The following is a 25,690-nucleotide window of genomic DNA, read 5'->3' on the forward strand; positions in this document are numbered from 1 at the left end:
CGATGCGGGTGATTTCATCTGTGACCGAACAGATGGCGGATATCGTCGCCGAAGTGCTGGAAGGCAGCATGAGTGGAGCGGTGACGGCGGTTGCCCTCTTCTGACACGACAGTCACGGTGGCCGTCATACCAGCGGCGAGCGTCAGGTCATCGGGGATCTTGTCGATCTTCACGCGGACCGGGATACGCTGCGCCAGACGCACCCAAGTATAGACCGGATCCACTTCCGGAAGGCCCTGCTTGTTCACCAGCGCGTTGTTGCTGGCGATACCGCGGGTAATACTTTCGACATGGCCGAAGAGCGGGTCATGATAGCCCATCAGATCCATGCGGACGAGATCACCTTCGTCAAGATCATGAACCTTGGTTTCCTCGAAATAGCCGTCCACCCAGTAGGAACTGGTGTCGATGATGTGGATGTTGACCACACCAGCGGTTGCGAAATCACCGGGCCGCATGATGAGATTGGTCACGATGCCGTCGATGGAACTGCGGACCTGCGTTCGCTCAAGGTTGATTTCGGCCTGATGCTCCGCGGCTTCGGCTGCGGCGTACTGGGCCTGCATCTGCTGCGAAAGCGCTTCGTACTGCCGTTTTTCCTCGACTGAAACGGCAGTGCCGGGGATGGCCTTGCGCCACTGGGCCTGAACGACACGAAATTCAAGGTCGGCCTTGCGCTCGACCACACGGGCTTTGGCGGTATCGAGCGCCACCTTGAAGTCGAACGGGTCAATGACATAGAGCACGTCCCCCTTGTGAACGAACTGGTTGTCCTTCACTCGCACTTCGATGATCTGTCCCGAGACGCGCGGCGCGATATTGGCGACCTGCGCACGGACCTGTCCGTTCCGGGTCCAGGGAGAGGCCGTATAGTAATCCCACAGAATGACGACCACGAGAGCCGCCACCACGAGAATACAGAGCGTGATGGTCAAGCGGATCAGGCGATGGGCATTGGCAAGCACGGGAAGGTCACCTTGGTTTCGGAAGAAGAAGTTCGAAGGGGGATCAAAGGATCAGTGTGTAGAGACCGATCAGGCAGATCAGGATACCGAACTGGGCCAGTGGCGGATCCCAGACGAAACGCCACAGATCGAACCAGCCCATGATCCAACGCAGGATAGCCAACGTCAGGAGCGCCAGCGCCAGATTGATCACGAACGCCGAAACCAGCACGCCATCGAGATCGACAACCTGTGTCATCACCATCGTTTGCGTCCTATTCCATAATGATGCACGGCGGAGCGGTTCAGGCGCACCATCGTCCGTACAGCTTCAAGACCACCAATACAGTTGATGATCATCGACTGCTCTTCGCGAATACCGTCAGACAAACGCTCGAAAAACATGGCCTGAAGTTCGGGAATTTCGGCTTCCAGAAGGCCGAGCCTATCGTGGGCCAACAAGCGGCGGACATGACGAACCATGGGCCTGAGGCCATGAAGATGCCCCGCCTGATCCAGATAGTGCCGAACACGGGCGATCGTGCTGGAAAAATCCTCAAGGGCCACGAAACGGTTGAAGACACGCCGGGAGCACAGGCCGGGATCGTGCATCCGGCCCGTCCACATCAGGAACTGGCTCAGGCGTTCGTATTTCCGGCTAAGAAGCGGCGGCCCCATCCGCTCGCCATGTCCAGCAAGCTGCCTCTCCAGATCATAGGCGATGGAAACCGCCAGCCGGAAGCGATGCCTTCGCGCCGTGGGGGGCCAGAGCAGGACCAGCAGCACGAAAGAGAGTACGGCCGCCATCGCATAGAAGGTATTGCGGGTGATGAAGGCCAGGGGGTCGTAATTGTGATGATTGCCGAGTCCGATAAACACCAGAAAGAACACGCCGTAATTGAAGCCGATGGCGCTTGTTTTCGGATTCATCAGCAACAGGCAGGAAATGACGGTCTGCGGCAAAAGCACCAGCGCCAGCCCCAACATGCTCTCAATATGGGGCAGAATCATAAAGTCCAGCCATGCCGCCACGAGAATGCCTGCAGGCATGCCGATAATCGCGCCCTTGCCGAACTGAGCGGTGTCAATGGCGGTAGACGCCAGCGTCAGAACCAGCGCCGTCTGCGCCAGGGCCGTAACGGAAGCCGGAATACTGGAGGCGAGACAAAGCGCGGCGGCCACACTAAAGCCCAGCAGGACACGCATCGCGTTGATGAACGCCGTCACATAGTCCGGATTGCTCTCGAGATGGGCCAGCTTGAGTGCATCGCCCGCCGGGGTAGCGCGCAGGAGCGTGTTCATACCGGTGCGGATATGCAGACGGTTACTAAGCAACGTCGAGCAGCGCTCGAAAAACCAGGCTTCCCGTGCTGAAGGGACGAAACCCGGGTCTTCCTTGCGGATGCCGTCCAGAATCGTATCCATTGTCTCAAGGCGGGTTGTGCCGTCTTCGGAGCGCTCATGCCAGGCCCGAACGTGACGGATCAGAATGTCGGAAATGCCGCCCGTTTCCAGAAGCAATGCAATCGCACGACTCGTGGTCAGGACCGTTAGCATGCCGATGATGCCCAGGCGCGCGCCCGCCATCCGCAGACGTCCGCGTTCGACTTCGGTCCGGGCGTAGGAAATCTGGGTCATGAGCGCGAGGATCTCGCCGCTTAGCCCGATCATCTCTTCCGGCGTTGCGATCGGCTCGCCCATGATGGCGGACTTTCCGGTCTGCCGCACACGATGGGACAGCGTCTCCATGGCCGTGGACAGTCTGCGCCAGGCTTCCGGAGAGCCCGAAAGAATGTTCACTACAGCGATGGATGCAACGCCAATGGCGATATCCGAGGCGCGCGCAATGCTGACAGGGTAGATGTTCTGCGGGTCATCCATAGTGGGGATGGCCACCAGCGCGACCGTATAGCCTGCCAGAAGTGCCCCATACGACCGAAAGTCACGCTCCAGCGACCCTACAAACGCACAGGCTGAAATCCAGAGGGCTGCGCCACCAAGAGAAAGAGCACGCTCCTCATTGAACATCGCAACAAGGATAATGGAGACACTGACACCGAGCACGGTGCCGGCAAGGCGGTAGAACGCCTTGGACAACGCCTGACCACGTAGAGGCTGCGCCAGGATCATGACGGTCACGCCAGCACTGGCCGGAGAGTCAAGCTGCGACCAGAAAGCCGTTCCAAGCGCCAGGACAAGTGCAAACCAGGTCCTGAGACTGAATTGGAGCCACCCTGGACGAAGAACTGACTGTAGTGCCTCAGTCAAGAGAGATACCCCCTAACCGGCACAGACTTTATCAGAATCAGCCCCACGGCCCTCATTACCAGAAGTAGACTTCCAACCTTAGGAGCGCTTGCCCGAAAAAGTTAGCCCTCGAATTCTCTGGACACGTTTTGACAGATGGTGCTTCGAATTTTCACCGTCCAGGAGGCTACTCTTCTTCGGGTGGGAGAGCGTTGCAGGCCGCAGTCAGCTTGGGGTCCGGATGGGATGTAGACGTACGACAATAGGTTCGGGCATCAGCACCACACATATTCGTGACATCCTCCATTTCTGAGGAAAGAACGTCACGCGCAACACCAATGTCCTGATTGTGTTCAGGATCGATGCCTTCTTCCTTGCTCAGCGCCGTCTGCGCCTGATGCATCTCCTTTAGCGCGTTGATGCAAGTGTCACCCGCCGCGTCAGGGTTGGTCTGCAGCACCCGAAGGATCTTGTTGATGGCAAAACCCTGCTGGTTAATCGTGGGATCGTCGTCATTAGTCTTGGCCTCGCCATCATCAGCCCGAACCGCGACAGGGCTGGCGAGGGCGAAGGTGAGAGGAAGAAGGGCCAGCAGAAGGGCGGGACGGGAATGGCGCTTGATCATGACTCTTACGTTAGGAGAAAATCCGAACTGGACAAAGACCCTGAACGAGGCTGTTGCAGGTTGTTGCAAACAGGCCGCAGCAAGGAATTCCGCCGTCTGCATGGCTTACCAGCTTGACTCTGCAGGGTGGGGTGGGTAATCGGGGCCATTCTTTCGCGGGCGTTCCGGCCCGCTGTCCGGTCCGCAAGGGCCTTACCCGTCGAGAGCCTGCAACCATGAAGATCCGCAACAGCCTGAAGTCTGCCAAGGTCCGCGACAAGGACTGCCGTGTTGTCCGCCGCCGCGGCCGCATTTACATCATCAACAAGAAGAACCCGCGCATGAAGGCTCGCCAGGGCTGAACCCCTTGGTCTGCCGGATGACGGACAGGCGGCGCTGGCTAATGGCTGGCGCCGTTCTGCTTTGTAGCCCGGCCCTGACTTTTCTGCCAGTTCTGGCTGCATGCGCCGCAGATCCTGCTACGTACGGCTCCGCAGCGCCTTCTACTGCACAGCCTGCCCTTCCCGCCTCTCAGGCGGCAAAGGCAAAGGCCACACCCCCTGCTTCATCGCCCCATCCGCCGCGCAAAACGCTCCATAACCGCCTTATGGATGCAGAAAAGGCTCTCGCCATGGCGGGGAATGAAAAGCAAGCTAGCGAAATCTCCGAACGTGCCGAAGCCCTCCGCAGCCGCGCCCTGACCGGCAGCGTACAGATGCTCATCAGCGATTCGCATAATGCGCTGGAAAAACATGATTTCCAGCAGGCACAGGACGATCTGACAGCCGCAATCACGATCCAGCCTGACCAGTTCGTGCTTTACCGTCAGCGTGCCGCCATCCGGCTGGCTGCGGGTGACAGCAACGGAGCCATCGCCGATCTGGGCGTTGAGCTTCAGGTTGATCCCGGTGATCCGACGGCCTGGGGCATGCTTGCGGAAGCAGAACATGAACGGCATGAGCCCGAGGCCGCTCTCAAGGCCTTCCATCAAATGCTGCTGCTGAATCCGAAAACACCCGATTCTGACAAGCAGCTCAAAACGCTGGAGCAGGCCCGGGACGGCCAGCAGGACTGACGCTTCGGCGTCCCTTGCTCTGGCAACCCCTTGTATTGCCGGGTGTTCATCCCCTGATTCTTTTTTTCAGGAGATTTTTATGACCAAGCATTCCCCCGCCCCCGAAACCATCATTACAGAGCCGAACGCGAAGAAAAGCTGCTGCTCCAAGATGAAGACCTGCTGTCAGAAAGCCACGCGCGCCCGTGAAATCGGCCTCGCCGGCATGACCGCCATGGCCACATTTGGACCCAAGCGCTTCCGCCCGTATTTCCAGCAGATTCTGGCAGTAATCGCGGTCGTGACCGCTTCGGTCGAGTTTTTCCGCAAGCGCAAGGGCTGATTTTCCAGCCCTAAAGGAAGGAAATAGGGTCGATATCGATATCGACCTTTGCTCCGCCGGTCGGTTTGATATCTCCAAGCCATTGACGCAGAATCGGCTGCACGGCGATGCCTCGCATCGTCCGCAACAACAGTCTGCGGCGATGCCTTCCGCGCAGAACAGCAAGCGGGGCCGGAGCTGGCCCCAAGACCTGCACCCCTTCCCGCTCTGGCGCAGAGAGTGCAATTTCCCGCGCCAGCGCATCTGCCGCTTCCGCACTGGGCGCACTTACGATCAGCGCAGCCAATCGTCCGTAAGGCGGCCAGAATGACGGGCGTCTCTGCTCGGCCTCCTGCTCCATGAAGGTCTGGAAATCATTGGAGACCAGAGCCGTCATGACCGGATGCTCGCCGACATAACTCTGGAGCAGCACGCGCCCGCGGTGCTCCGCACGGCCCGCACGGCCCGCGACCTGATGCAGAAGCTGCACGGTCCGCTCCGCAGCGCGTAAATCTCCGCCCCCCAGGCCCAGATCGGCATCAACAACGCCCACGAGCGTCAGTTTCGGAAAATGCCAGCCCTTGGCCACAATCTGCGTGCCGATGATAAGATTGACCTCTCCGTCCGAAATCTTCCGAACCGCCTCCGCCGTAGCGGCGGGAGAACCGAGCGTATCGGAGGACATCACCAGCAGTTTCGCTTCCGGAAAGCGCAGCTTGGCCTCTTCCGTGATACGCTCAATTCCCGGCCCGATGGGCACGAGCGAATTCTCGGCGTGACATTCCGGGCAGTCCTTCGGAATCCGCTCGTTATGCCCGCAATGATGGCAGGTCAGAATGCCCCGCGCCCTATGCTCCACCAGCCAGGCTGAACAGTTCGGACACTGCATCCGGTGCCCGCAGGCCCGGCACAGCGTCAGGGGCGCATAGCCGCGCCGGTTGAGAAACAGCATGGCCTGCTCCCCCTTCTCCAGCGTTTCATCAATAGCAGTGCAGAGCTTGGGCGACAGAAACAGGCCGCGTTCGGGCGGGTCTGCCCGCATATCCACCAACGACACATCCGGTAGGGTCGCCCCACCATGCCGTGCGGTCAGAAGTTCGTGCCGGTAGCGTCCGCTCTCCACATTCGCAAGCGTTTCGAGCGATGGCGTGGCGGAGACGAGAATGGCCGGTGCATCCGCCAGACGGGCGCGAACAACCGCCATGTCCCGCCCATGATACATGACGCCCTCTTCCTGCTTAAAAGCGCTCTCATGCTCCTCGTCCACCACGACGAGGCCCAGATCAGCAAACGGCAGGAAGAGTGCCGAACGGGCCCCCACCACAACGCGGGCACTGCCTTCCGCCACGGCCCGCCATGTCTCACGCCGGCGCTTGGCCCCGAGATCGGAGTGCCAGATGGCAGGTTCGACCCCAAAACGCCGGATGAAACGATCCGTCCACTGAGCGGAAAGCGCGATTTCCGGCAGCAAGACCAAGGCCTGTTTTCCCTTGGCCAGACAAGCCGCCACAGCCTCGAAATAGACCTCGGTCTTCCCTGAACCGGTCACGCCTTCCAGCAGGGTGACCTGAAACCGACCGGCTTCGACCGGCCTACAGAGTTCCTGCGCGACTTCAGCCTGTTCTTCGGAGAGTTTCGGCGCACCGTGGCTCGGGTCCGGCGTTGCGAACGGGGCGGCCACGTCAATAACAGCCTCGCGCAGCAAACCAGCACTGGCCAGACCACGGATCACGGCAGCACTCGCCCCGCTTCGGGAACCCAGCTCGGCAGTTGTCATGGGCGTAGACGAAACAAAATTGAGCACCGAACGGCGAGCCGGCGTGATGCGCAGATCGCCTTCCAGTGCATCAGTCCGCACCCAGCCCAAAGTGGGCTTGGGCGCATCTTTCAGATGGATACGCATCGCCATCGCCAGCACCAGACCCGGCGGGGTCAGCGTATAGGCAGCAACCCAGTCTATGAAGCGGCGCAGGCTCTGGGGAAGGGGCCGAACATCCAGCTTTCCCGCCACGGGACGCAGACGCGCAAGCGGGACCTCACGGCCGACCGGCAAGGCGAAATCAGCTGGCAGAGTGCGGTCGGTTTCCCAGACACACCCCACGGTTTCACGTCGACCCAACGGAACAGAGACAAGATCTCCGGGCTGAAGCGGCATAGGCGCGAGGTAGTCGAGTGGCCCCGGAAACGGCAGCGGCACGAGCACCGAAACACGCGTTCCGGTGGAAGGTGGCTTTCGCCGGAGATCAGGCTTGGATAGGCTGCTGGATGCCATGATCGTATCTAACCTCCCACGCTCCGAAATGCCATGACGGCCACATTAATGGCGCTCGATGCCCTGCGGGACTGGACCGAATGGCTGACTCACGAGAGGCGTTCGAGCCCACGCACGGTCGAAGCCTACCGACACGACATTCTGCTGGCACTGACGTTTTTTCAGCAGCATCTGGGCGCCGAGGTGACATTGGCGGACCTGAGAAAACTCTCGCTTGCGGACCTGCGCGCCTGGCTTGCCCATGAAACGGCCCGTAGCGAACAACCAACACGCCGCATCACCAGCGCCGACTCGCGGGCACGCTCGCGGGCGAGGCATGTCTCCGCGCTGCGGTCGTTCTTCCGGTATCTGGGTCTACGGCACGATCTCTCCAATCCTGCACCCTCACTACTCGCCACGCCGCGCACGAAAAAGCGCCTGCCGCGCCCTCTTGGAGAAGACGCCGCACGGGCAGCGGCAGAAGGTATTTCCGATGATGCGGAAACCAGCCTGGCGGCATTTCGGGACCGCGCACTGTTCATGCTGCTTTATGGCACCGGGATGCGGATCGGCGAGGCACTGGCGCTCAATATCCGCGATCTGACCAACGCAGGACAAAACATGCTCCGGGTCGTCGGTAAGGGTGGCAAGGAACGGCTCGTGCCTTTACTTCCGGCCGTGATCAAGGTGCTGGAAAGCTGGAAAGCTGCCCATCCGTCTCCGACGCCCGATGCGCCCCTGTTCTGCGGGGTGCGCGGTGGGCGGCTCAATCCCGGCGTAGCCCAGCGCGCCATGCGGACCTGGCGCAAGGGCGAAGGTCTGCCTGATTCCGCAACGCCCCATGCCCTGCGCCATTCCTTTGCGACGCATCTGATGGAAGGCGGGGCCGACCTGCGCACCATTCAGGAACTGATGGGTCATGCCAGCCTCTCCACCACGCAGGCCTATACGCTGGCAGATGAAAAACACCTGCTTGATGTCTGGCGCAAAGCCCACCCACGGGCGGCGCAAGAGTCATGAGACGCCTTCTACCGGCCGCCCTGATCCTGGGCATGGCACTGTACGCAACAACGGTTCACGCCGCCCCCGTCTGCGAAATGAGCCGCGCCATCGTGTTGCCGCTGCGCGATGACGGAGGATATCTGAGCGTGTCCGTGACGGTGAACGGACGGGCGGCCTCCATGATCGTGGATACAGGCTCAGAAGGCAGCCTCATAACGCCGGCTGGAGTCTCCGCCCTGCGCCTGCCGACCGACCCCGAACACCGCACCATGATGCAGGGCCCCAATGGTAGCCCACGCCTGGTGCCGAACGTCCGGATTCAGGATCTCCGGCTTGGCACGCACCCTGCGGCCGAACTTCCCCTTGGCCCCGGAACAATGGCCGTCGGGATGCTCCCGGGTTCGCCCATGATCACGCCCCCCGTTCTGGGCCTGCTCGGCGCGGATGTTCTGGCGGATTACGATTTGGAATTCGATGTCCCACACCAGCGCCTGACTTTATGGACTATCCGTCTGGGCTCCCGCCTGTGTAAGCAGCCTCCCGTCTGGACCGGACACTGGACGACCACACCCATACACCGGCAATCTGGGCGTCTGACCGTAGCCTTCACGCTGGACGGCCTGAGGGGCACGGCCCTGCTGGACAGCGGCGCGCGCTCACATATCGTGAGCACGGATTTCGCCCATCGCCTGGGCCTGACCGACGACCAGCTCGCCCTCGATCCCGGTGGCCTGACAGCGGGCGTGGACATGAAGGAACGCGAATACCACTGGCACCATTTCGGGCGTCTTGAACTGGGAAGCACCGTCTGGACACGACCGGTCCTGACAGTCGCCCCGGTTCACGATCAGGCAGACATGCTGCTGGGCTCCGACTGGTTCGCCCATCACGAGATCTGGCTGTCTTACGCCACGCAACAGCTTTTTTTTCGATAGGCGCAAGGCATCTGTCGTAGCGGGTTGCGACCCGCCGCCAGTTCTTGAGCCTTCCAAACATGGTCTCGATGCGATTGCGGCGTTTGTATTTCCGCCTGTCGTATTTGACCGGTTCCCGCGAGATTTCCGTCCTGGAATGCAGGACTTTATCCCTTTCTCTTCCAGGGGGTCCCTGAACCAGTCGGCGTCATACCCGCGATCTCCCAGCATCCATTGTGCGGCAGGAAGACTGTCCTGCAGTACAGAGGCACCGGTATAATTACTGACCTGACCCGTCGTCATGAAGAGGCTCAGCGGTCGTCTGTTCCGATCGGTGACCGGCATGTAGCTTCGTGTTCATGCCGCCTTTTTTAGCCGCAGGGTCGCATCAATCATAATGGTTCGGGGCTCGGCCTTTGCAACAGACAGGCCATCCATCATCCGGGCGAAAATCCTCATGCGCCCCAGCGCATCCCATTGCGGTGCACAAAAATGATGCAGCTCAACACGCGGCGGCTATCAACTCGGAGTCTGTCTTGGCTTTTCGGAAAGAGCGGCCACAGACGATCCATCTGTTTGTCCGTCAACCAAACACCGGTCGCTCACCTTCAGTCTCCTCGCAGAGCCTGAGCCTGAGCCTGAGCCTGAGCCTGAGCCTGAGCCTGAGCCTGAGCCTGAGCCTAGTGGGAATAATATCTGCATAAAAAAAAAGCCCCTTCCCAAAGGAAGGGGCCTTATTTGAAAGGCTGTGCTCATTCACCCTTGAGGCGCGAATTGCACTGCGACCAGTAGCCGCCGCCCTTCTGGATCCATTTTAGAGCACCGTTCCCACCGTTCGCCTTGTTGGCGTTGTACTGGGCCACGCAGGTCTTCTGGCGGGCGCGGCCAGCCGAGAGCTTACTGAACTCGGGAGAAATGACGGTCGGGAACACAACATTGCCCGATGAGGCAACCGGAGCCTTCGTAGCAACCGGCGCGGCCGTGCTGGCCGAAGTTGCAGCCGCGGCCGGGGCGGCGGGGGCTGCTACGGCAGTCGGTGCGGCTTCAGCAGCCGCAGCCTTGGTCGTTGCACCACAGTTGGCCGCCTTGAAGGCCTTGTAGGACTGGCCGTTCAGGGAACCGTTCTGCTTGGCCGTCTTGAATGCGGCGTGGCATTCCTTGGCGGTCATGGCATGCGCGGGGGCAACGCTCAGACCGGCGACCAGAAGCGCTGCGAGGGAGAGGCCGGAAAAGGCTTTTGTAAACGTCATACAGAAAGAACCTTCATTCTGAAACCGGCGGGAGAAAACAGCCCCCGCAAGCATAACCGCCGAATGAGCGCAATCAGTTGATGCGCTCACCATGCAAAATCATGTCGAGACCTTCAAGCTCCTCTTCCGGCGAGACCCGCAGGCCCATCACCAGATCCAGAACCTTAAGGATCAAGGTCGTCATGATAACACACCAGACCACCGTCACACCCACGGCCTCGGCCTGCGCCACGACCTGATGGACACTAGCAACCGTCCCCTCCGGGTTGGACGCCGTGGCCGAAAGCGGGCCATAGGCAAATGCGCCGGTCAGAATAGCGCCAATGATACCGCCGGTGCCGTGGACGCCGAACGCATCGAGGCTATCGTCATAATTAAAGCGGTGCTTGAGCCAGGTGGCGCTCCAGAAACATCCCGCACCAGCAATCAGACCAATGAGAACAGCGCTGCCCGGTAGAACGAACCCTGCAGCCGGCGTAATGGCGACCAGACCAGCCACCGCACCCGAAATAATCCCCAGCGCCGTTGGCTTGCCCGTGCGCATCCATTCGACGACCATCCAGGCCACGCCGCCCGCTGCGGCAGCAACCTGAGTCGTCAACATAGCCATACCCGCCCGACCATTGGCCCCCAACGCAGAACCGGCATTGAAGCCGAACCAACCGACCCAGAGCAGCGACGCGCCGATAATGGCGTAGGTCAGGTTGAACGGAGACAGGTCTTCCGTGCCAATTCCCTTGCGGCGTCCCAGAATGATCGCACAGACCAGACCCGCCACACCGGAATTGATGTGCACAACCGTGCCGCCGGCGAAGTCCACCGCACCAAGCCCTGCAACCCAGCCGGTCGGGCTCCAAACCCAGTGCGCAACCGGCGCGTAGACCAGCAGCAACCAGGCCACCGTAAAGAGGCACATAGAAGAGAACTTCATGCGCTCGGCATAGGCACCCGTGATAAGGGCTGGAGTGATGACGGCGAACGTCATCTGGAACATCATGTAGACGCTCTCGGGAATTGTCATCGGCACGGCCGCAGGTGTGCCCGCGCCAAGCGTGAAGGCGGAATCAATCCCCTCATGGAAATTGTCCGCAACGCCCCGAAGCAAGACGCGCGACAGATCCCCGATCCAGGGCGAACCCGTCGAGAACGCCAGACTGTACCCGGCCACCATCCAGACCAGACTTCCGATGCAACAGATCATGAAGGACTGGATCAGCGTCGCCAGCACGTTCTTCTTACGGACCATGCCACCATAGAACAGCGCCAGACCAGGTATGGTCATCATCAGGACAAAGGCCGTACTGACAAGCATCCAGGCCGTATCACCCGTATCGATAGGCGCGGCTGCCGGAGCGGCCTGGGCGATGGCGGGCAGCGCGACGACACCGGCTGCGAGGGAAAGTACGGAGCGCCTCAGCGCATGGGCGGACATCACAGAGCGCCCTCGCCGGTTTCTCCCGTGCGGATGCGGATGAGCTGATCGAGGCTGGAGACCATAATCTTGCCGTCACCGATCTTGCCGGTGCGGGCTGCAGTCATGATGGCCTCGATCACGTCCTCGGCAATCGTGTCGGAAACGGCGACCTCGATCTTGAGCTTGGGCAAGAAGCTGACGTGATACTCAGCGCCGCGATAGATTTCCGTCTGGCCTTTCTGGCGGCCAAAACCCTTGACCTCGGTAACAGTCAGGCCCTGCACCCCAAGCGGGGTCAGGGCCTCGCGGACGTCATCGAGCTTGAACGGTTTGATGATGGCAGTAACGAGCTTCACGAACGGCATATCCTCGTTGCGGTCTGGCAATCTGTATCAGAGTATGCCCCAGATCATGCCAGTCTCATAATGATATTGGCAGACCGCCCATGTCGTTTTCGCCGAAATTTTCCTGAACCCCGGATGCTGTTGCCCAAACGCTTCGTCTCAGGGACGTCCGGGCATCCCACCGGGAGGGACAGCAGGTGGGGTCGCAGGCATATCCGGGCCGCGATATGGACCATCCTGCGGGCGATTGACCGTCGGCGAGACCAGGTTGTCCGGCCACGGATTCTGGTCCGGCGTCCCGGAGACAATGGCGGTCCGACCACGCGGCAGACATTCCGGCATCTCAGTCCGCAAACGCCGCAGCATACGTTCACGGATGTCGCAGCCCAGATTCCACATCCCGTTCGCATCGGCAGCCCCCGCGATCAACCGGATGGAAATGACCTGGGCATTGGTATCCGCGATCTGGCAACCAATGGAGGTCTTGTCCAGATCCCAGTCCGGGCACTTGGCGAGTTCCTCGAAATAGATCTCCCGCAGACGCTCGACCGGCGTCTGATAGTCCAGCCACAGAAACAGCGAACAGATCAGAGACGGCGAACTGTGCGTCCAGTTCTGGAACGGATTTTCAAGGAAGTAAGAGATCGGCACGATATAGCGACGCCGGTCCCAGGTGCGCAGGACAACATAGGTCGCGTTGATTTCCTCAACCCAGGCCCAGTCCCCATTCAGGATCAGCATGTCTTCCATGCGGATGGGCTGGGTCACGGCAATCTGGATGCCCGCGAGCAAATTCGTCAAAGCCGGACGGGCTGACAGACCAACGATCAGGGAGGCCGCACCGGCAGACGCAAACAGCGAGACGCCAAATTTCTGCACCGAATGGAACACCATCAGCGAGGATGCGACCGTCAGCACACCGAATGAAATCTCGGTCAGGCGACGCAGAACGCGGATCTGCGTCTGGTGCGAGCGCGCGGTGATATCGTCCGTGTGCTCTTTGGCTGTGATACGGTTAAGATACTGGTCCGTCAGCAGGCGAAACGTCCTGATGATGCCGAAACCGAGATTAAGGATGAACAGACACAGAAAAGCCTGCTCCAAAAAGGCGGTCGTCGCATCGGTAAAGCCCGTCGTGGCCTGAAGGGCGGCACTGACGGCAATAATGATCAGGAAATTGCGGATGATCGTCCGCAGGCGTGCAATGATGGCGTGAATGAACTGAATGCGGCGCAGACCCGGCAGGCGCGGCAGGGCGTCCGTAATGACCCGACTGAACAGCAGCGCAATGCCCGCCGCCAGAAGCAGCAGCAGGATCGAACCCAGCGGAGCGGGAAGCCAGCTCAGAAGATTCCCGACCCGGCTCATGGAATTGACGTAGGAATGTTCAATCATACGCTGTGCGGTTCCCTTATCCCCTGCATAGTCTAACCGATGCGGCTCCGGACGGCTCCATGGAGCCGGAAAGCCGGTCTGGTACGGAAAAGGCGCAGGGCCGTCTTCCGCTGCCATTGTCGTCTGGCGCTCATAGCGATGGAGAACAGAACACCGTCTGAAACGAAATGTTCCCTGATTTCTCCGACGCCGCCAGACATTCATTCAGGATTACGGTCCTACCATGCCGCCCCGAACAGGAAACAGGAACACCAAAGCCGCATTCCGCATCTAATTTTCTGATTATGCATCCCGAATTTTCGGGAATCGACTTCAAAAATACAGTTCGAAAGTCGCATTTCTTTAACGGTATATCTGCGGCACATCCGGATTATTCAACACAGTTCACACCGATACTGTCACTGGCACGCTGGCGCAGACATTTCATCGGGCCGCAGGCACGTCTGTCACGCGCACGCCCCCTTCCGCTCAAACCGCCGCAGGAGTAGGACAGGGGCAGGGAGATGAGTACGATGAAAAAAACCCATTACGACCTCTGCATCAACGGCGCCGGCCCTGTAGGCGCTACGCTGGCGTGTCGTCTGGCGGCAGAGGGCGTTCGCGTCCTGCTCATCGACCGCAATGCCCTGCCCGGCATGGAAGATCCGGCTCTGGATGGTCGGGCCTATGCCATCGCGGAAGGCTCCCGCCGGATGCTCGCGGAGGCGGGCATCTGGGACAATCTGCCCAATGTGGCCCAGCCGATCCATGAAATCCTCGTGGCGGACGGACGCCCTCACGAGGCCCCTTCCCCGCTAACGCTGCATTTCGGCCCGGAAGATGCGCCCGAAGGCCAGAGCTTTGGCTGGATGGTCGAGGCACGGGACCTTCGGCTGGCTATCAACCGGACATTGCAGCAGTATGACAGCCTTGATGTGCTGGCGCCGGATCTGGGAAACTTCACGTTCCATCCGGATCATGTCTCCATCCGTCTGGCCTCCGGCAACACCGTAACGGCGAAACTTGCCGTAGCAGCGGAAGGCCGTCGATCCCCGCTCCGCCGTCAGGCGCGGATCGGCTTGACGAAAATTCCCTATAATGAATACGGCATCGTTGCGACCATCGCGCATGAAAAGCCGCATCATGGCGTGGCGCTCGAACATTTTCTGCCGGAAGGCCCGTTTGCGCGGCTGCCCATGCCCGGCACAGCCGAACACCCACACCGCTCCGCCATCGTCTGGGCCGAGGGCGAAGGCCGCGCCCAGCGCTTCCATGACTTGCCGGACGAGATTTTCGCCCGTGAAATCAAGGCCCGCATGGCGGACGAAGATCTGGGCGAGATCACCCCGACCGGTCGTCGTTGGATCTATCCACTCTCGGCCCAATATGCCCACAGCTATATCGGCCCGCGCCTCGCTCTGGCTGGCGATGCAGCGCACGGCATTCATCCGATTGCAGGGCAAGGCCTGAACATCGGCTTCCGGGACGTGATCTCACTCGCGGAGCTGCTGATCGAGGCGCATCGCAATCGCAAGGACATGGGAAGCCGCGAGCTTCTGGTCCGCTATCAGCGCAACACCCGCCCCGGCAACATGGCCATGCTCGCCGCAACGGACGCGCTTGAGCGACTGTTCGGGAACGACAATCCCGTCCTGCGCCGTCTGCGCGATATGGGCATCGCGGGCGTCCAGCGCTTTCCCGCCCTCCGCCGGGCCTTCGTCAGAAAGGCCATGGGCGTATGACGCGAGCCGCTACCGAAACGCCCCCCGAAAGAACATCGGACCTCACGGCCTTCTGGCAGGACATGCAGTCCCAGGCCTGCAGTTGCCATGATCCGCTGATCCAGGATGTGTTTTCCACCAATATCGGAGACCATCCGGATTTTGCGTCCGCGCTGGCCTCCCTGCTGGGCACGAAACTTGCGGACCGCTCCATTCCAGCGACGAGCATCACCCGGCTCGTCGCCTCGATCCTGAGCGCCGATCCCGATATCGCCGAAGCCGCGGCAGCAGATATTCTCGCGACCTATGACCGCGACCCGGCATGCCCCGACCTCGTCACGCCCTTCCTGTTCTTCAAGGGATGGCAGGCGCTTCAGGCTTACCGGATCTCGCATCATCTCTGGACGAAGGGCCGCCAGCATCTGGCCCATCATTTCCAGAGCCGGATCAACGAGCTTTTCGCCATCGACATTCACCCTGCGGCCCGTCTCGGGCGCCGGCTGAGCATCGACCACGGAACGGGGATTGTTATCGGCGAGACCTGTATCGTCGAAGATGACGTCTCGCTATTTCAGGATGTCACGCTGGGCGGTACGGGCAAACTGAGCGGCAACCGTCACCCCATCGTGCGCCGCGGTGCCATGATCGGCGCGGGCGCCAGAATCCTCGGACGCCTCGTCATCGGGGAATATGCCCGGATCGGCGCGGCCTCAGTCGTGCTGGAAGACATCCCGGCCTATTCTACAGCAGTCGGCAACCCGGCGCGGATCGTGGGCACTACACCCCGGCCAGCCTGAAAGCCGGGCTTAAAGAAAAATCAGGGCCCGGAGCCTGCGCCCCGGCCCCTGATGTCTCTTACTTGTTCGAGAACTTGAAAATCGTCGTGTAATCGAACGTCTGGCCCGGCTTGAGTTCAGTCGTTGGGAAAGACGGGTGGTTCGGGCTGTCAGGATAATGCTCGGCCTCGAACGCAATCGCATCACCCTGACGATAGGCATGACCGGATACCCCGGCATAACCGCCATCCAGCGAGTTGGACGTGTAGACCTGAAGCCCCGGCTGGTTCGTCAGGATTTCCATGCTGCGGCCCGAACGCGGATCGTAGACCTTGCCCGCCAGACGCGGTGCCTGACCGTAAGCACCATTGACGACCCAGTTCATGTCATAGCCACGCGCATACATCATCTGCTGGTCGTTGCTGCGCAGACGGTCCCCGATGACGGTCGGCTTGCTGAAATCAAGCGGCGTCCCGGCAACAGGCGCGATCTGGCCAGTCGGGATGGACGTGGCATCGGTCGGCGTGAAGCCCTCGGCGTTGATCTGCAGGATTTCCGGCTCGATGGAGCCCGAACCCTCGCCATTCAGGTTCCAGTAACTGTGGTTCGTCAGGTTCAGAACCGTCGGCGCATCGGTCGTGGCGACATAATGCAACGACAGGGCATTGTCGGTGCCCAGCGTATAGGTCACATGTGTCGTCAGCTTGCCAGGGAAGCCCTGATCGCCGTTCGGGCTGACCAGCTTGAGCGTCAGATACGCACTGTTGGCATTGGTGCCGGTCTTTTCGATCGTCCAGACGTTCTTATCGAAGCCCTTCTTGCCGCCATGCAGAGCGTTCGGCGGTGCCGTCACGTCAGTGTGATAAATCTTGCCTTCAACGGGAAAATTACCGCCTGCGAGACGGTTGGCGTAGCGGCCGATGATGGCGCCGAAAAACAGGCCGTCCTTCGCGCTGTCGACCGTGTAACCCTTCAGGTTGTCAAAGCCGAGAACCACGTCCTGGACATGCCCTTCACGGTCCGGCGTCTCGACGGACTGGATGATGCCGCCATAGGTGATGATACGGGCCGTCGTGCCGAGGTCGTTCTTCAGGGTCACGATCCGCACGGGCTTGCCATCCGGCGTGCTGCCCCAGGGCTGACTGACCACGGTAGGATGCGCCTGTGCCACACCAGCCCCCACGGAGAGAACCGCGACAGTCGCAAAAAGCGCACTTCTGGAGCCGAAGAATCTGGACATTGAAAACCTCCCGGGTGTTGAGTTGGGGCCACAGTGATCCCAAAAACCTTGAGGGGTCAAAGCCTCGAAAGTGACGGAAGAGTATCTGGATCGTTAAAGCAGATGCCCTCTTCAAACGACCAGCATTTGCAGACATACAGGGATGCACGCTATCGGAGGATACGTTATGACTACGCCCCTCCGCAGTTTTCTGCGACGGATGGCGTGTGGCCCATCGGGGTTCATGGAGTCCTGCAGGGAACGGATTATGAAAATTTCCGTTTCCCTGTGACTTCTTCGTGAGCACAGGGCTGGGAAGGGCATTTTGGGGATGGTTATGGACTTTCGGCAGGACGAAAACGAAATCCGGGAGACGCGCTCACGCCGTGTGTCACGCCGCAGCAGGGCTCTCGCAGGGGCCCTCGCCCTGCTGACTCTCGGAGCCTGTGGCTCGCTGCGTAACCCACCGCCGAAGGATCCGGACGACCTGGCGGACTACAAGGCCGCCAACGATCCTTACGAACCCATGAACCGCAAGATGTACAACCTCCAGATGTGGGCCTATCACAAGGTCCTGCGCCCGGTAGGCAAGGCCTGGATCTGGGCGGTTCCCAAACCCGTGCGTCATTCCATTGCAAACGTAAATGAAACCTGGCGCGAGCCTGCCGTGTTTTTCTCGGATGTGGGCGCAGGCAAGCCGCGTCGTGCCGGAGATGCTTTCATGCGCTTCGCCATCAATATGAGTGCTGGCGTGGCTGGCTTTTTCGATGTTGCCGGCCTCGTCGGGTACAAGCAGCACGAAACCGATCCCGGCCTGACGCTGGGGACCTGGGGCGTGGCGGGCGGCCCGTACCTGTTCGTGCCTTTTATTGGCCCGACCAACATCCGTGACGGCATCGGCTACGGCATCAGCCAGGGCCTGACGCCGATCAACTATGTGCCTCGCGGCTATGATCTGCTAACCTTCAACTGGGCTTACAACGTGGCCGGGACCATGGAAGGCTATGCCAGCTCCATCGACCAGATCGACCATCTCGAACAGGACAGCCTGGACCCGTACTCCTATATCCGGAGTGCTTGGCAGCAGAACCGTCAGAGCCAGATCGACACCATCAAGAGCGACGATCGCGCAACAACCCCTGACTGGTACAACTGAGGAGAACGACATGTTCAACGTATTTTCGCGCCGCGCTGCTCTTGGGGCCGTCGTCTCCCTCGCCGTTGCAACAGGGGCAGCTCACGCCAGTACAGCGACAGATTTCGTGAACTCCTTCGGGAGCCGTCTGGCTGCTGTGGTCAACTCGGGCAAGTCGCTGGACGAAAAGAAGAAAGAGGTTCTCCCACTGCTCAAGGAGAACGTCGATATTACCGGGATTGGCCGCTACTGCCTCGGCAAGTACTGGCGTACCGCAACACCGGCCCAGCGTGACAAGTACATCTCCCTGTTCGATCAGGTGCTGGTCAACACCATCACGGACCAGATCGGCAACTACAAGGGCGTGAGTTTCCGCGTCACGACGACGACGACGACCCCGGATGGCGAGCGCGTCAATGCGCTGATCGACCGTCCGGGCCAACCGGAGGTCAACATGCAGCTCATCATCGGCGGCAACCCACCCAAGGTCGTGGACATGTATGGCGAAGGTGCCAGCCTGCGCATGAACCAGCGCAGCGATTACAGCTCTTATCTGGCCCGCCATAACGGCGACGTCGATGCGCTGAACGCTGCCCTTGAGCGCCAGCTAAACCACCACCAGTAAGATACTGCTACAAACTACCGCTTCTGCGGTTATGAGTTCCTGAAACGGACGGCTTTCCAGCGGAGAGCCGTCCGTTCTGCTATCCAGCGCCGTGAGACAAGACCGGATGACAAGCCCGACATTGCCAAAAGCCGGACAGACAGCACGGAGCAAGGGTTTTCCTGACCTTGGGCGTCAGGGCGGACTTCTGGCGGTCTTCACCCTCGCCTGCCTGACATTCTTCGGTTGGACATGCTGGAAAGGCCTCTGGTTCCTCTCGTTCTGCGACGAGGGCGAACATCTTCTGGGCGGCAGGATGCTGAACGAGGGCGGCAAGCTCTATGTGTCCTATGTGGACACACACGGACCGCTCATCTTCATGCTGTCCCAGCTCTACGGCGCCCTATTTGGCTGGCATTTCCCACAAGGCGCACGGCTGTTCCTGCCGCTTCTGGCACTCATGTCCGCCGCATCCCTCTACACCACATCCGCCCTTCCCGGACGCCGACAGCGCCTTCTCGCCAGCCTGATCTTCGTGGGAGGACTTGCGTCCTACTGGCTGATGGACGCGTTCTACATGGTCAGTTTCTACGCTGTGGCCGGATTTCTGACCGTGGGATTGCTAGCCCTGTTCGTAGTCCCGGCCTGGCTCGACAAAACCCCATCTGCCCTGCCTTCAGCACTTGCGGGATTGTGCCTGATCCTGATTCTTGCATGCGCCTATGCCTATGGACCTGGGGCGCTCCTGATCGTAGCATCAGCCATCTGGCTTCTGGCTGGGCAGAAGAACTACCGTGCCATCAGGGCCTTCGCGGGAGGCGTCCTCGTTGGCGTGTTACTGCTTGCTCTATGGTTCCTGAGATATGCAGACCTCGGAAGTTTCGTAGTCTTCCATATCCTCTTCAATCAGATCGCCTACGCTCCGTTCATCCATTTCGGGCCAGGTACCTTCCTGCTCTCGCTTCTGCCCTCTTTTCAGGGTGAGGCGTTTTACCCCACTCTCGCCCATATCCTGCTCGTCGGCTCGCTTCCTCTGCTGCTCTATCGGCGACCGAAGCGGAACAGAATCGCCATCCTGATCGGGTTCGCAGGCATTATCCTTCTCAACGCCCGTGCCGCCGTGGGCTTCAAAGACGGGCAGACCCTGATCGTGGCGTTTGCGCTGGCAGGACTGGCGCTCATGACATTTTTTGAGCAGCAAGGAAAACCGGGCAAGACGGCCGGCAAGGCTTTGCCCTGCGCCATACTGACAGTCATGGCGCTCTGGGGCAGCAGCCATCTGGCCACCAACACCCCCTTCGGCTGGACCTACCGGGACACCACCCACAGACCACCCTATACGCTCTACCAGCCACTCAATGACGCCCTAAGCAAGAAAGTCCGAGCCCTCGTTCCGCCGGGACAGCCCATCCTGATGCTTCCCTACATGCCCGAGTTCTATTGGATGGCCGACCGGCGGCCGCCTTATGGCTATTACGAGTATCTGCCCTGGGACTGGGTTTATGCCCAACATTCCATCCCGGGCTATCCGCATGATCTGTGCCAGAGACTGCTGAAAGACCCGCCGCCCCTGATCGTCTACACACCAGAGAGCGATCCTACGTCGCTTACTGTCCGGCCATTTTTCGCATGTGTCAGGGAAAGACTGAACAGCCTGTACATGCCGGTCGAGGGCTTTCCGTCCCTACACGTACTGCGCCCTCGATAGGGCCCCCGCACATCAGTCCACTGCGATTTCGTACAGAAGCATGGTGTCGCCGTTACGATCGAAGGTCTGGGTATGGTGCAAGCCGAGACTGCCCAGAACCGTGCGGGACGCGAGATTGTCTTCCCGCGCAACGGCTACGATCCGTTTCTCACCACAGTCGAGCACATAGCGCAGAGCGACCGCAGCAGCTTCGCGGGCGATGCCACGCCCGGCAGCCCAGGGAAAGAGGGCGAAACGCAGCCCGAGACCGCGCCCGTCAGGGCGTTCATGAACGCCCGTGATGCCAACGAAGCGGCCATTTTCGCGGATGGCAAAAATCCCCACGCCGCGCCTGGCCCAAAAACTGACGTCCTCCGCCATTTCCTCTTCGGTCGCGGTCCGGTTACGAACACCACCGAGCATCTTGGCGAAGGCACCGGCATCGCCCTTAAGCGCCACCATATCTTCGAGGTCCGGCCAGTTGACCGGAGTCAGAACAAGCCGGGCGGTTCGGATTTCACGCCCCAGCACGCAGCTCTCCCCAGACCATCAGCAGAAACCTTCAACAGACAGGATTACCCCGTCCGCTGAACGGAAAACGCCGGATCAGCGGGCCAGCGGGCGGTACTTGATGCGGCCGGGTTCGGTGGCGTCCGGGCCCAGACGACGGCGCTTGTCAGCTTCGTAATCCTGGAAGTTGCCCTCGAACCATTCGACATGGCTGTCACCCTCAAACGCCAGGATATGCGTGGCCAGACGGTCGAGGAACCAGCGGTCATGGGTGATGATCACGGCGCAACCGGCAAATTCTGCCAGAGCGTCTTCGAGAGCACGCAGCGTATCGACGTCAAGATCATTGGTCGGTTCGTCGAGCAGGATGACGTTGCTGTCCTGCTTGAGCATCTTCGCCAGATGCACGCGGTTGCGCTCACCACCCGACAGGATACCCACACGCTTCTGCTGGTCCGCGCCCTTGAAGTTGAACGCGCCCACATAAGCGCGGGACGGCACCGTGCGCTTGCCAAGCTGGATGACGTCCGTACCGCCGGAAATTTCTTCCCAGACGGTCTTGTTGTCATCGAGCGTGTTGCGGGACTGGTCCACATAACCCAGCTTCACCGTCTCGCCGATCTTGAGCGAACCGCCATCCGGCGCATCATCGCCCGTGATCATTTTGAACAGCGTGGACTTACCCGCACCGTTCGGCCCGATCACGCCCACGATGCCGCCCGGCGGCAGCTTGAAGCTGAGATTGTCGATCAACAGACGATCGCCAAAGCCCTTGCTGAGATTTTCCGCCTCAATGACCGTGCCACCCAGACGCGGGCCGGGCGTAATCACAATATCTGCCGTGCCGCCTGCCTTTTCGGCATTTGCCGCCAGCATTTCCTCATACTTCGTGATACGCGCCTTGCTCTTGGCCTGACGGGCCTTGGGCGAGCTGGAAATCCACTCCTGCTCGGCGGCAAGAGCGCGCTGGCGGGAGCTTTCTTCCTTCTCTTCCTGCGCCAGACGCTTGCGCTTCTGAACGAGCCAGGAGGAGTAGTTGCCTTCGAACGGATAGCCACGACCACGCTCGAGCTCGAGAATCCAATTGGTGACGTTATCGAGGAAGTAACGGTCATGGGTGATGACCATGACGGTGCCCTGATAGTCCCGCAGCGTTTTTTCGAGCCAGCTCACGCTCTCGGCGTCGAGATGGTTGGTCGGTTCGTCAAGCAGCAGGATATCGGGCTTTTCGAGCAGCAGGCGGCACAGTGCCACGCGGCGGCGTTCACCACCCGAAAGCTTCGTGACCGGGCTGTCAGCCGGCGGGCAACGAAGCGCATCGAGCGCGATTTCCAGTTTACGATCCAGTTCCCAGCCATCACCGGCGTCGATCTTTTCCTGAAGATCGGCCTGCTCGGCGAGCAGCGCGGTCATTTCATCGTCCGACATCGGCTCGGCAAACTTCATCGAAATCTCGTTGAAGCGGTCCACGGCCTTTTTCAGTTCACCGAAACCCTGCGCGACGTTCTCACCGACCGTCATGCTCTCGTCGAGCTTGGGCTCCTGTTCGAGATAGCCGATGCGGACACCCTCAGCGGCCCAGGCCTCACCGCCATATTCTTTCTCAATGCCTGCCATGACCTTGAGCAGCGTGGACTTACCCGCGCCGTTCACACCCAGCACACCGATCTTGACGCCCGGCAGGAAGGACAGCGTGATGCCCTTGAAGACTTCGCGCCCACCCGGATAGGCCTTCGTAAGGTCCTTCATGACATAGACGTACTGGTAGGCGGCCATGGGAGGTCTCCTTGATCGGTGGATGGGCGGGGAAGAAGCGGAACAGATGTCCCGCAGAAATCAGGTTGGCACACCGTGCGCCCGGAGGGACTCGAACCCCCAACCAAGCCGTTATGAGCGGCCGGCTCTAACCAATTGAGCTACAGGCGCGCGGGTGCAGTCCGCAATCGCCCAACTCGGGTCTTTTTGCAAGGGCTGACATGGTGGAATGTGTCTTTTTAAGTTAGTGTGTCACGCCTTCCCGTTCCCTAAAGGCCGTTCAGGCGACCTTTGCTGCCGTTGCGAGATGGCCTCACTGGTCCGTATTGCCCGAAGGGATGTCCGATGCCTGCAAATATCGCGAAAATACCCAGTAGTACCTCACAGACATGATACAGGCCGGACCGGTCGCGCTCATTCGCCGACTGCGATGGCTTTACGCCCCCGACCCGGTCATGGCCGGATATGCGCTGCGAACGACCTTCACCTCTCTCCTCGCGCTCGGCATCGCGCTGTGGATGGAGCTCGGCAGCCCGCAATGGGCGGCGCTGACCGTCTGGATGGTCGCACAGGGCACACGCGGACGCAGTCTTGCGAAAGCCAAATGGCATCTATTCGGCATGGTGGTCGGCGTCATCAGCGGAATCGTTCTGGTCGCCTCCTGCCCTCAGGCGCCACTGATGTTCATCCTTCTGCTGGCAGGCGGAATCGGCGCGTTCTGCATGATCGGCACCTTCATGCCCGGTCCGGCGTCCATGACGAACTACCGTATCCACGGTATGCGGGCCTCGGGCTTCACCTACGCGATTATCTCCCTCGACGGAATCGCGGACCCGCACCACATCTTCGCCATCGCCATGGCGCGCGCCACCTATATTCTGCTGGGGATTGTACTCGAAGCCTCGATTTCCGGACTATTCCAGCTCGGCCTGACCAAACGGACACGCCGACAGCTCGCCAGCACGTTCGAGGACACGCTCAAACCCGCCCTGACCGCCATCGCAGACATCCTGATCGGCAAAGAAGGGGCCATGCAGAACGTGCAGGGTATCTTCACCCAGATCACGACGCTCGGCGATCAGGTAGAGTTCGCGGAAGTTGAGCTCGGCCGCCGCGACCATGCCGGCGACCATGCCCGCGCGGCACTGGCGGATATCGCAGTCCTTCTCGCGCGCGCGCTCGATCTGGCGACCCTCATGCGCTTGCCGCTCAGTCAGGACGACATGTTCCATCAGGAAGCCGAGACCATCCGGGATGTGTTTCTTAAACTCCCCACCCGGCTGGAAGGGACGGAGAACATGAACGCCATTCTGGCGGATCTGCTAGACCTGCGCCGTCAGTGTCGCCAGAAGGTTGTAATCGATTTCAACACCGTTCAGCCGGATGGTGCCGCGCGCGAAGCCGTCCTGCGCCACGGGATGCTCCAGCAGGCCCTCGTTGAACTGATCGATGCGCTCCGCATGGCGCTGAGCCAGTTCGAAGCCAGCCGGCACCCCGAAGCGCACGACCATTTCCACGCCCCGATCCTCTCCTATCGCGACTGGCAGCAGGCCATCACCAACAGCCTGCGCTCGTCCGTCACGGTCTTCGGGGCGGGGCTGATCTGGATCTGCACCGCCTGGCCCAGCGGCCTGACCTTCATTATGTTCGTCTGCATCATCTGCAGCCTGTTCTCCACGCTGGAGCGCCCCGCGCTGGCCACGCAGGCGTTCTTGCGCGGCGCGTGCTGTGCGGTCGTGGCCGCCGGCGTGCTCAATCTCGCCCTGATGGGCAAATCCACGACGTTCGAAATGCTGGGCATGTGGTCAGGCCTTGCCATGATGATCGGCGGCCTAGCCTTCGCTTACCCGCCCCTGGCCCTTCCCGCCGTGTCGTACAACCTCTTCCTGCCGATCCTCATCGGGCCGTCCAATCAGGCAAAGACCGACGAAATCGTCTATTTCAACACGGCTCTGCCGCTCGTTCTGGGCCTGCTCTACGCCTCCTGGATGTACCGGGTCTTCCTGCCTTATGATCCCGCACACCAGCGCTGGACCATGCGCGGACACATCCTGCGGGACCTGCACCGCATCGCCAATGGCCGGATGCAGGAAACGGTGGATAGCGTGGTGTCACGCAACGTGGACCGTTTCGTCCGGCTCATGACCAATTCGGGCTCGACGCCATCCCCAATCATACAAGCCTATCTGACGGGAATCCTGTCAGGCATGCGCGTCATGCTCAACCTGCTGCGTCTTCAGGCCATCCGTCGCGATAAACGGCTCAATCGGAACGCCACAAAGGCGCTCGCCCTCGTTATGGGGCGCATGAGCCATTTCAGCGGCCGCTATCACGGCCATTACGGCCGCACCCTGCGGGCAACGAAACTCGCGATCCTGAATCTGCGGACCTGCGAACGCACCGAATCCCGCCCCCGCGAGCGTTTCATCCTGATCGCTGCCCTGACCAGTCTGGACGTCATCGCCACGGAGCTGGACACGAACCGCGTTTTCTTCGATGCAAACAGCCCGTATCTTGACCCCTCCGTCCGCTCTGAAGAACTAGAATCGACCGGCTGAACGCT

The 25,690-nt window shown here is 60.5% G+C and carries 23 protein-coding genes, 1 tRNA gene and 1 pseudogene; 11 read left to right on the forward strand and 14 right to left on the reverse strand.

All coding sequences use genetic code 11. The features are described 5' to 3' along the window. Positions 1-14 precede the first annotated feature (14 nt). The 4 genes from IGS75_RS04270 to IGS75_RS04285 all read right to left on the reverse strand — a co-directional run bounded on the left by IGS75_RS04270 (position 15) and on the right by IGS75_RS04285 (position 3,816). Positions 15-965: an efflux RND transporter periplasmic adaptor subunit gene (locus tag IGS75_RS04270; RefSeq protein WP_202257736.1), complete on the reverse strand. Its 951-nt coding sequence runs from the start codon at positions 963-965 to the stop codon at positions 15-17. Positions 966-1,008: 43 nt separating this feature from the next. Beyond that, positions 1,009-1,209, reverse strand: a complete 201-nt coding sequence (locus IGS75_RS04275) for a DUF1656 domain-containing protein (protein ID WP_141350505.1) — start codon at positions 1,207-1,209, stop codon at positions 1,009-1,011. After that, complete coding sequence (locus IGS75_RS04280; RefSeq protein WP_141350502.1) at positions 1,203-3,212, reverse strand: FUSC family protein; 2,010 nt, start codon at positions 3,210-3,212, stop codon at positions 1,203-1,205. The genes IGS75_RS04275 and IGS75_RS04280 overlap by 7 nt, the downstream gene beginning before the upstream one ends. A 166-nt stretch (positions 3,213-3,378) precedes the next feature. Further along, positions 3,379-3,816 (reverse strand): hypothetical protein, encoded by a 438-nt coding sequence (locus tag IGS75_RS04285; RefSeq protein WP_141350499.1) that lies wholly within the window; start codon positions 3,814-3,816, stop codon positions 3,379-3,381. 215 nt (positions 3,817-4,031) lie between these two features. On the opposite strand from IGS75_RS04285, the gene ykgO reads away from it, so the two are divergent. The 3 genes from ykgO to IGS75_RS04300 all read left to right on the forward strand — a co-directional run bounded on the left by ykgO (position 4,032) and on the right by IGS75_RS04300 (position 5,192). Beyond that, positions 4,032-4,157, forward strand: coding sequence for a type B 50S ribosomal protein L36 (gene ykgO / locus IGS75_RS04290; protein WP_141350496.1), 126 nt, complete (start codon positions 4,032-4,034; stop codon positions 4,155-4,157). Between the two features lie 41 nt (positions 4,158-4,198). Continuing rightward, positions 4,199-4,870, forward strand: a complete 672-nt coding sequence (locus IGS75_RS04295) for a tetratricopeptide repeat protein (protein WP_202258178.1) — start codon at positions 4,199-4,201, stop codon at positions 4,868-4,870. A 79-nt stretch (positions 4,871-4,949) separates the two neighbouring features. Next, positions 4,950-5,192, forward strand: a complete 243-nt coding sequence (locus IGS75_RS04300; protein ID WP_202257737.1) for a hypothetical protein — start codon at positions 4,950-4,952, stop codon at positions 5,190-5,192. A 10-nt stretch (positions 5,193-5,202) separates the two neighbouring features. Here IGS75_RS04300 and IGS75_RS04305 read toward each other — a convergent pair whose 3' ends face one another. Further along, the gene (locus IGS75_RS04305) at positions 5,203-7,443 is read right to left on the reverse strand and encodes a primosomal protein N' (RefSeq protein ID WP_202257738.1); all 2,241 of its coding nucleotides are present in this window, start codon (positions 7,441-7,443) and stop codon (positions 5,203-5,205) included. 33 nt (positions 7,444-7,476) lie between these two features. Here IGS75_RS04305 and IGS75_RS04310 point away from each other — a divergent pair, with 33 nt between their 5' ends. Both IGS75_RS04310 and IGS75_RS04315 read left to right on the forward strand, forming a co-directional pair. Then, complete coding sequence (locus IGS75_RS04310; protein ID WP_202257739.1) at positions 7,477-8,442, forward strand: tyrosine recombinase XerC; 966 nt, start codon at positions 7,477-7,479, stop codon at positions 8,440-8,442. Then, positions 8,439-9,359: a retroviral-like aspartic protease family protein gene (locus tag IGS75_RS04315; RefSeq protein WP_202257740.1), complete on the forward strand. Its 921-nt coding sequence runs from the start codon at positions 8,439-8,441 to the stop codon at positions 9,357-9,359. Before IGS75_RS04310 ends, IGS75_RS04315 begins: the two co-directional genes overlap by 4 nt. 7 nt (positions 9,360-9,366) lie before the next feature. On the opposite strand, the pseudogene IGS75_RS04320 reads toward IGS75_RS04315, so the two are convergent. The 5 genes and pseudogenes from IGS75_RS04320 to IGS75_RS04340 form a co-directional block, all read right to left on the reverse strand. Then, a pseudogene (locus tag IGS75_RS04320) lies at positions 9,367-9,910 on the reverse strand (IS5 family transposase); the annotation flags it as partial. A gap of 180 nt (positions 9,911-10,090) precedes the next feature. Further along, on the reverse strand, positions 10,091-10,588 hold the full coding sequence (locus IGS75_RS04325) for a hypothetical protein (protein WP_202257741.1): 498 nt from the start codon (positions 10,586-10,588) through the stop codon (positions 10,091-10,093). 73 nt (positions 10,589-10,661) lie between these two features. Continuing rightward, positions 10,662-12,020 carry an ammonium transporter gene (locus tag IGS75_RS04330; protein WP_272929779.1) on the reverse strand — a complete coding sequence of 453 codons (1,359 nt, stop codon included), beginning with the start codon at positions 12,018-12,020 and terminating at the stop codon, positions 10,662-10,664. Then, positions 12,020-12,358, reverse strand: coding sequence for a P-II family nitrogen regulator (locus IGS75_RS04335; RefSeq protein ID WP_024716650.1), 339 nt, complete (start codon positions 12,356-12,358; stop codon positions 12,020-12,022). The genes IGS75_RS04330 and IGS75_RS04335 overlap by 1 nt, the downstream gene beginning before the upstream one ends. 147 nt (positions 12,359-12,505) lie before the next feature. Further along, on the reverse strand, positions 12,506-13,741 hold the full coding sequence (locus IGS75_RS04340) for a mechanosensitive ion channel family protein (protein ID WP_237468979.1): 1,236 nt from the start codon (positions 13,739-13,741) through the stop codon (positions 12,506-12,508). A gap of 503 nt (positions 13,742-14,244) precedes the next feature. Between IGS75_RS04340 and IGS75_RS04345 the strand changes: the two genes are divergently transcribed. Both IGS75_RS04345 and cysE read left to right on the forward strand, forming a co-directional pair. Then, on the forward strand, positions 14,245-15,462 hold the full coding sequence (locus tag IGS75_RS04345; protein WP_202257742.1) for a UbiH/UbiF/VisC/COQ6 family ubiquinone biosynthesis hydroxylase: 1,218 nt from the start codon (positions 14,245-14,247) through the stop codon (positions 15,460-15,462). Continuing rightward, positions 15,459-16,238 carry a serine O-acetyltransferase gene (cysE, locus tag IGS75_RS04350; protein WP_141350473.1) on the forward strand — a complete coding sequence of 260 codons (780 nt, stop codon included), beginning with the start codon at positions 15,459-15,461 and terminating at the stop codon, positions 16,236-16,238. Before IGS75_RS04345 ends, cysE begins: the two co-directional genes overlap by 4 nt. Before the next feature lie 58 nt (positions 16,239-16,296). Here cysE and IGS75_RS04355 read toward each other — a convergent pair whose 3' ends face one another. After that, positions 16,297-17,457 carry an aldose epimerase family protein gene (locus IGS75_RS04355; RefSeq protein ID WP_202257743.1) on the reverse strand — a complete coding sequence of 387 codons (1,161 nt, stop codon included), beginning with the start codon at positions 17,455-17,457 and terminating at the stop codon, positions 16,297-16,299. A gap of 316 nt (positions 17,458-17,773) precedes the next feature. On the opposite strand from IGS75_RS04355, the gene IGS75_RS04360 reads away from it, so the two are divergent. The 3 genes from IGS75_RS04360 (at position 17,774) to IGS75_RS04370 (ending at position 20,883) form a co-directional block, all read left to right on the forward strand. After that, positions 17,774-18,592, forward strand: coding sequence for an MlaA family lipoprotein (locus tag IGS75_RS04360; RefSeq protein ID WP_141350652.1), 819 nt, complete (start codon positions 17,774-17,776; stop codon positions 18,590-18,592). Between the two features lie 10 nt (positions 18,593-18,602). Then, positions 18,603-19,196, forward strand: a complete 594-nt coding sequence (locus tag IGS75_RS04365; protein WP_202257744.1) for an MlaC/ttg2D family ABC transporter substrate-binding protein — start codon at positions 18,603-18,605, stop codon at positions 19,194-19,196. A gap of 106 nt (positions 19,197-19,302) precedes the next feature. Continuing rightward, positions 19,303-20,883, forward strand: coding sequence for a hypothetical protein (locus tag IGS75_RS04370; RefSeq protein ID WP_202257745.1), 1,581 nt, complete (start codon positions 19,303-19,305; stop codon positions 20,881-20,883). A 12-nt stretch (positions 20,884-20,895) separates the two neighbouring features. On the opposite strand, the gene IGS75_RS04375 is transcribed toward IGS75_RS04370, so the two are convergent. From IGS75_RS04375 to IGS75_RS04385, 3 genes are all read right to left on the reverse strand, one after another. Beyond that, positions 20,896-21,393, reverse strand: a complete 498-nt coding sequence (locus tag IGS75_RS04375) for a GNAT family N-acetyltransferase (RefSeq protein ID WP_202257746.1) — start codon at positions 21,391-21,393, stop codon at positions 20,896-20,898. A gap of 75 nt (positions 21,394-21,468) precedes the next feature. Continuing rightward, the gene (gene ettA / locus IGS75_RS04380) at positions 21,469-23,148 is read right to left on the reverse strand and encodes an energy-dependent translational throttle protein EttA (protein ID WP_146862353.1); all 1,680 of its coding nucleotides are present in this window, start codon (positions 23,146-23,148) and stop codon (positions 21,469-21,471) included. A gap of 76 nt (positions 23,149-23,224) precedes the next feature. Then, positions 23,225-23,298: transfer RNA gene (locus tag IGS75_RS04385), tRNA-Ile, on the reverse strand. A gap of 218 nt (positions 23,299-23,516) precedes the next feature. Here IGS75_RS04385 and IGS75_RS04390 point away from each other — a divergent pair. Continuing rightward, positions 23,517-25,685: an FUSC family protein gene (locus tag IGS75_RS04390; RefSeq protein ID WP_202257747.1), complete on the forward strand. Its 2,169-nt coding sequence runs from the start codon at positions 23,517-23,519 to the stop codon at positions 25,683-25,685. Positions 25,686-25,690: the final 5 nt, after the last annotated feature.

It is taken from the genome of Gluconobacter sphaericus (genome assembly GCF_016757795.1).
GTDB lineage: Bacteria > Pseudomonadota > Alphaproteobacteria > Acetobacterales > Acetobacteraceae > Gluconobacter > Gluconobacter sphaericus.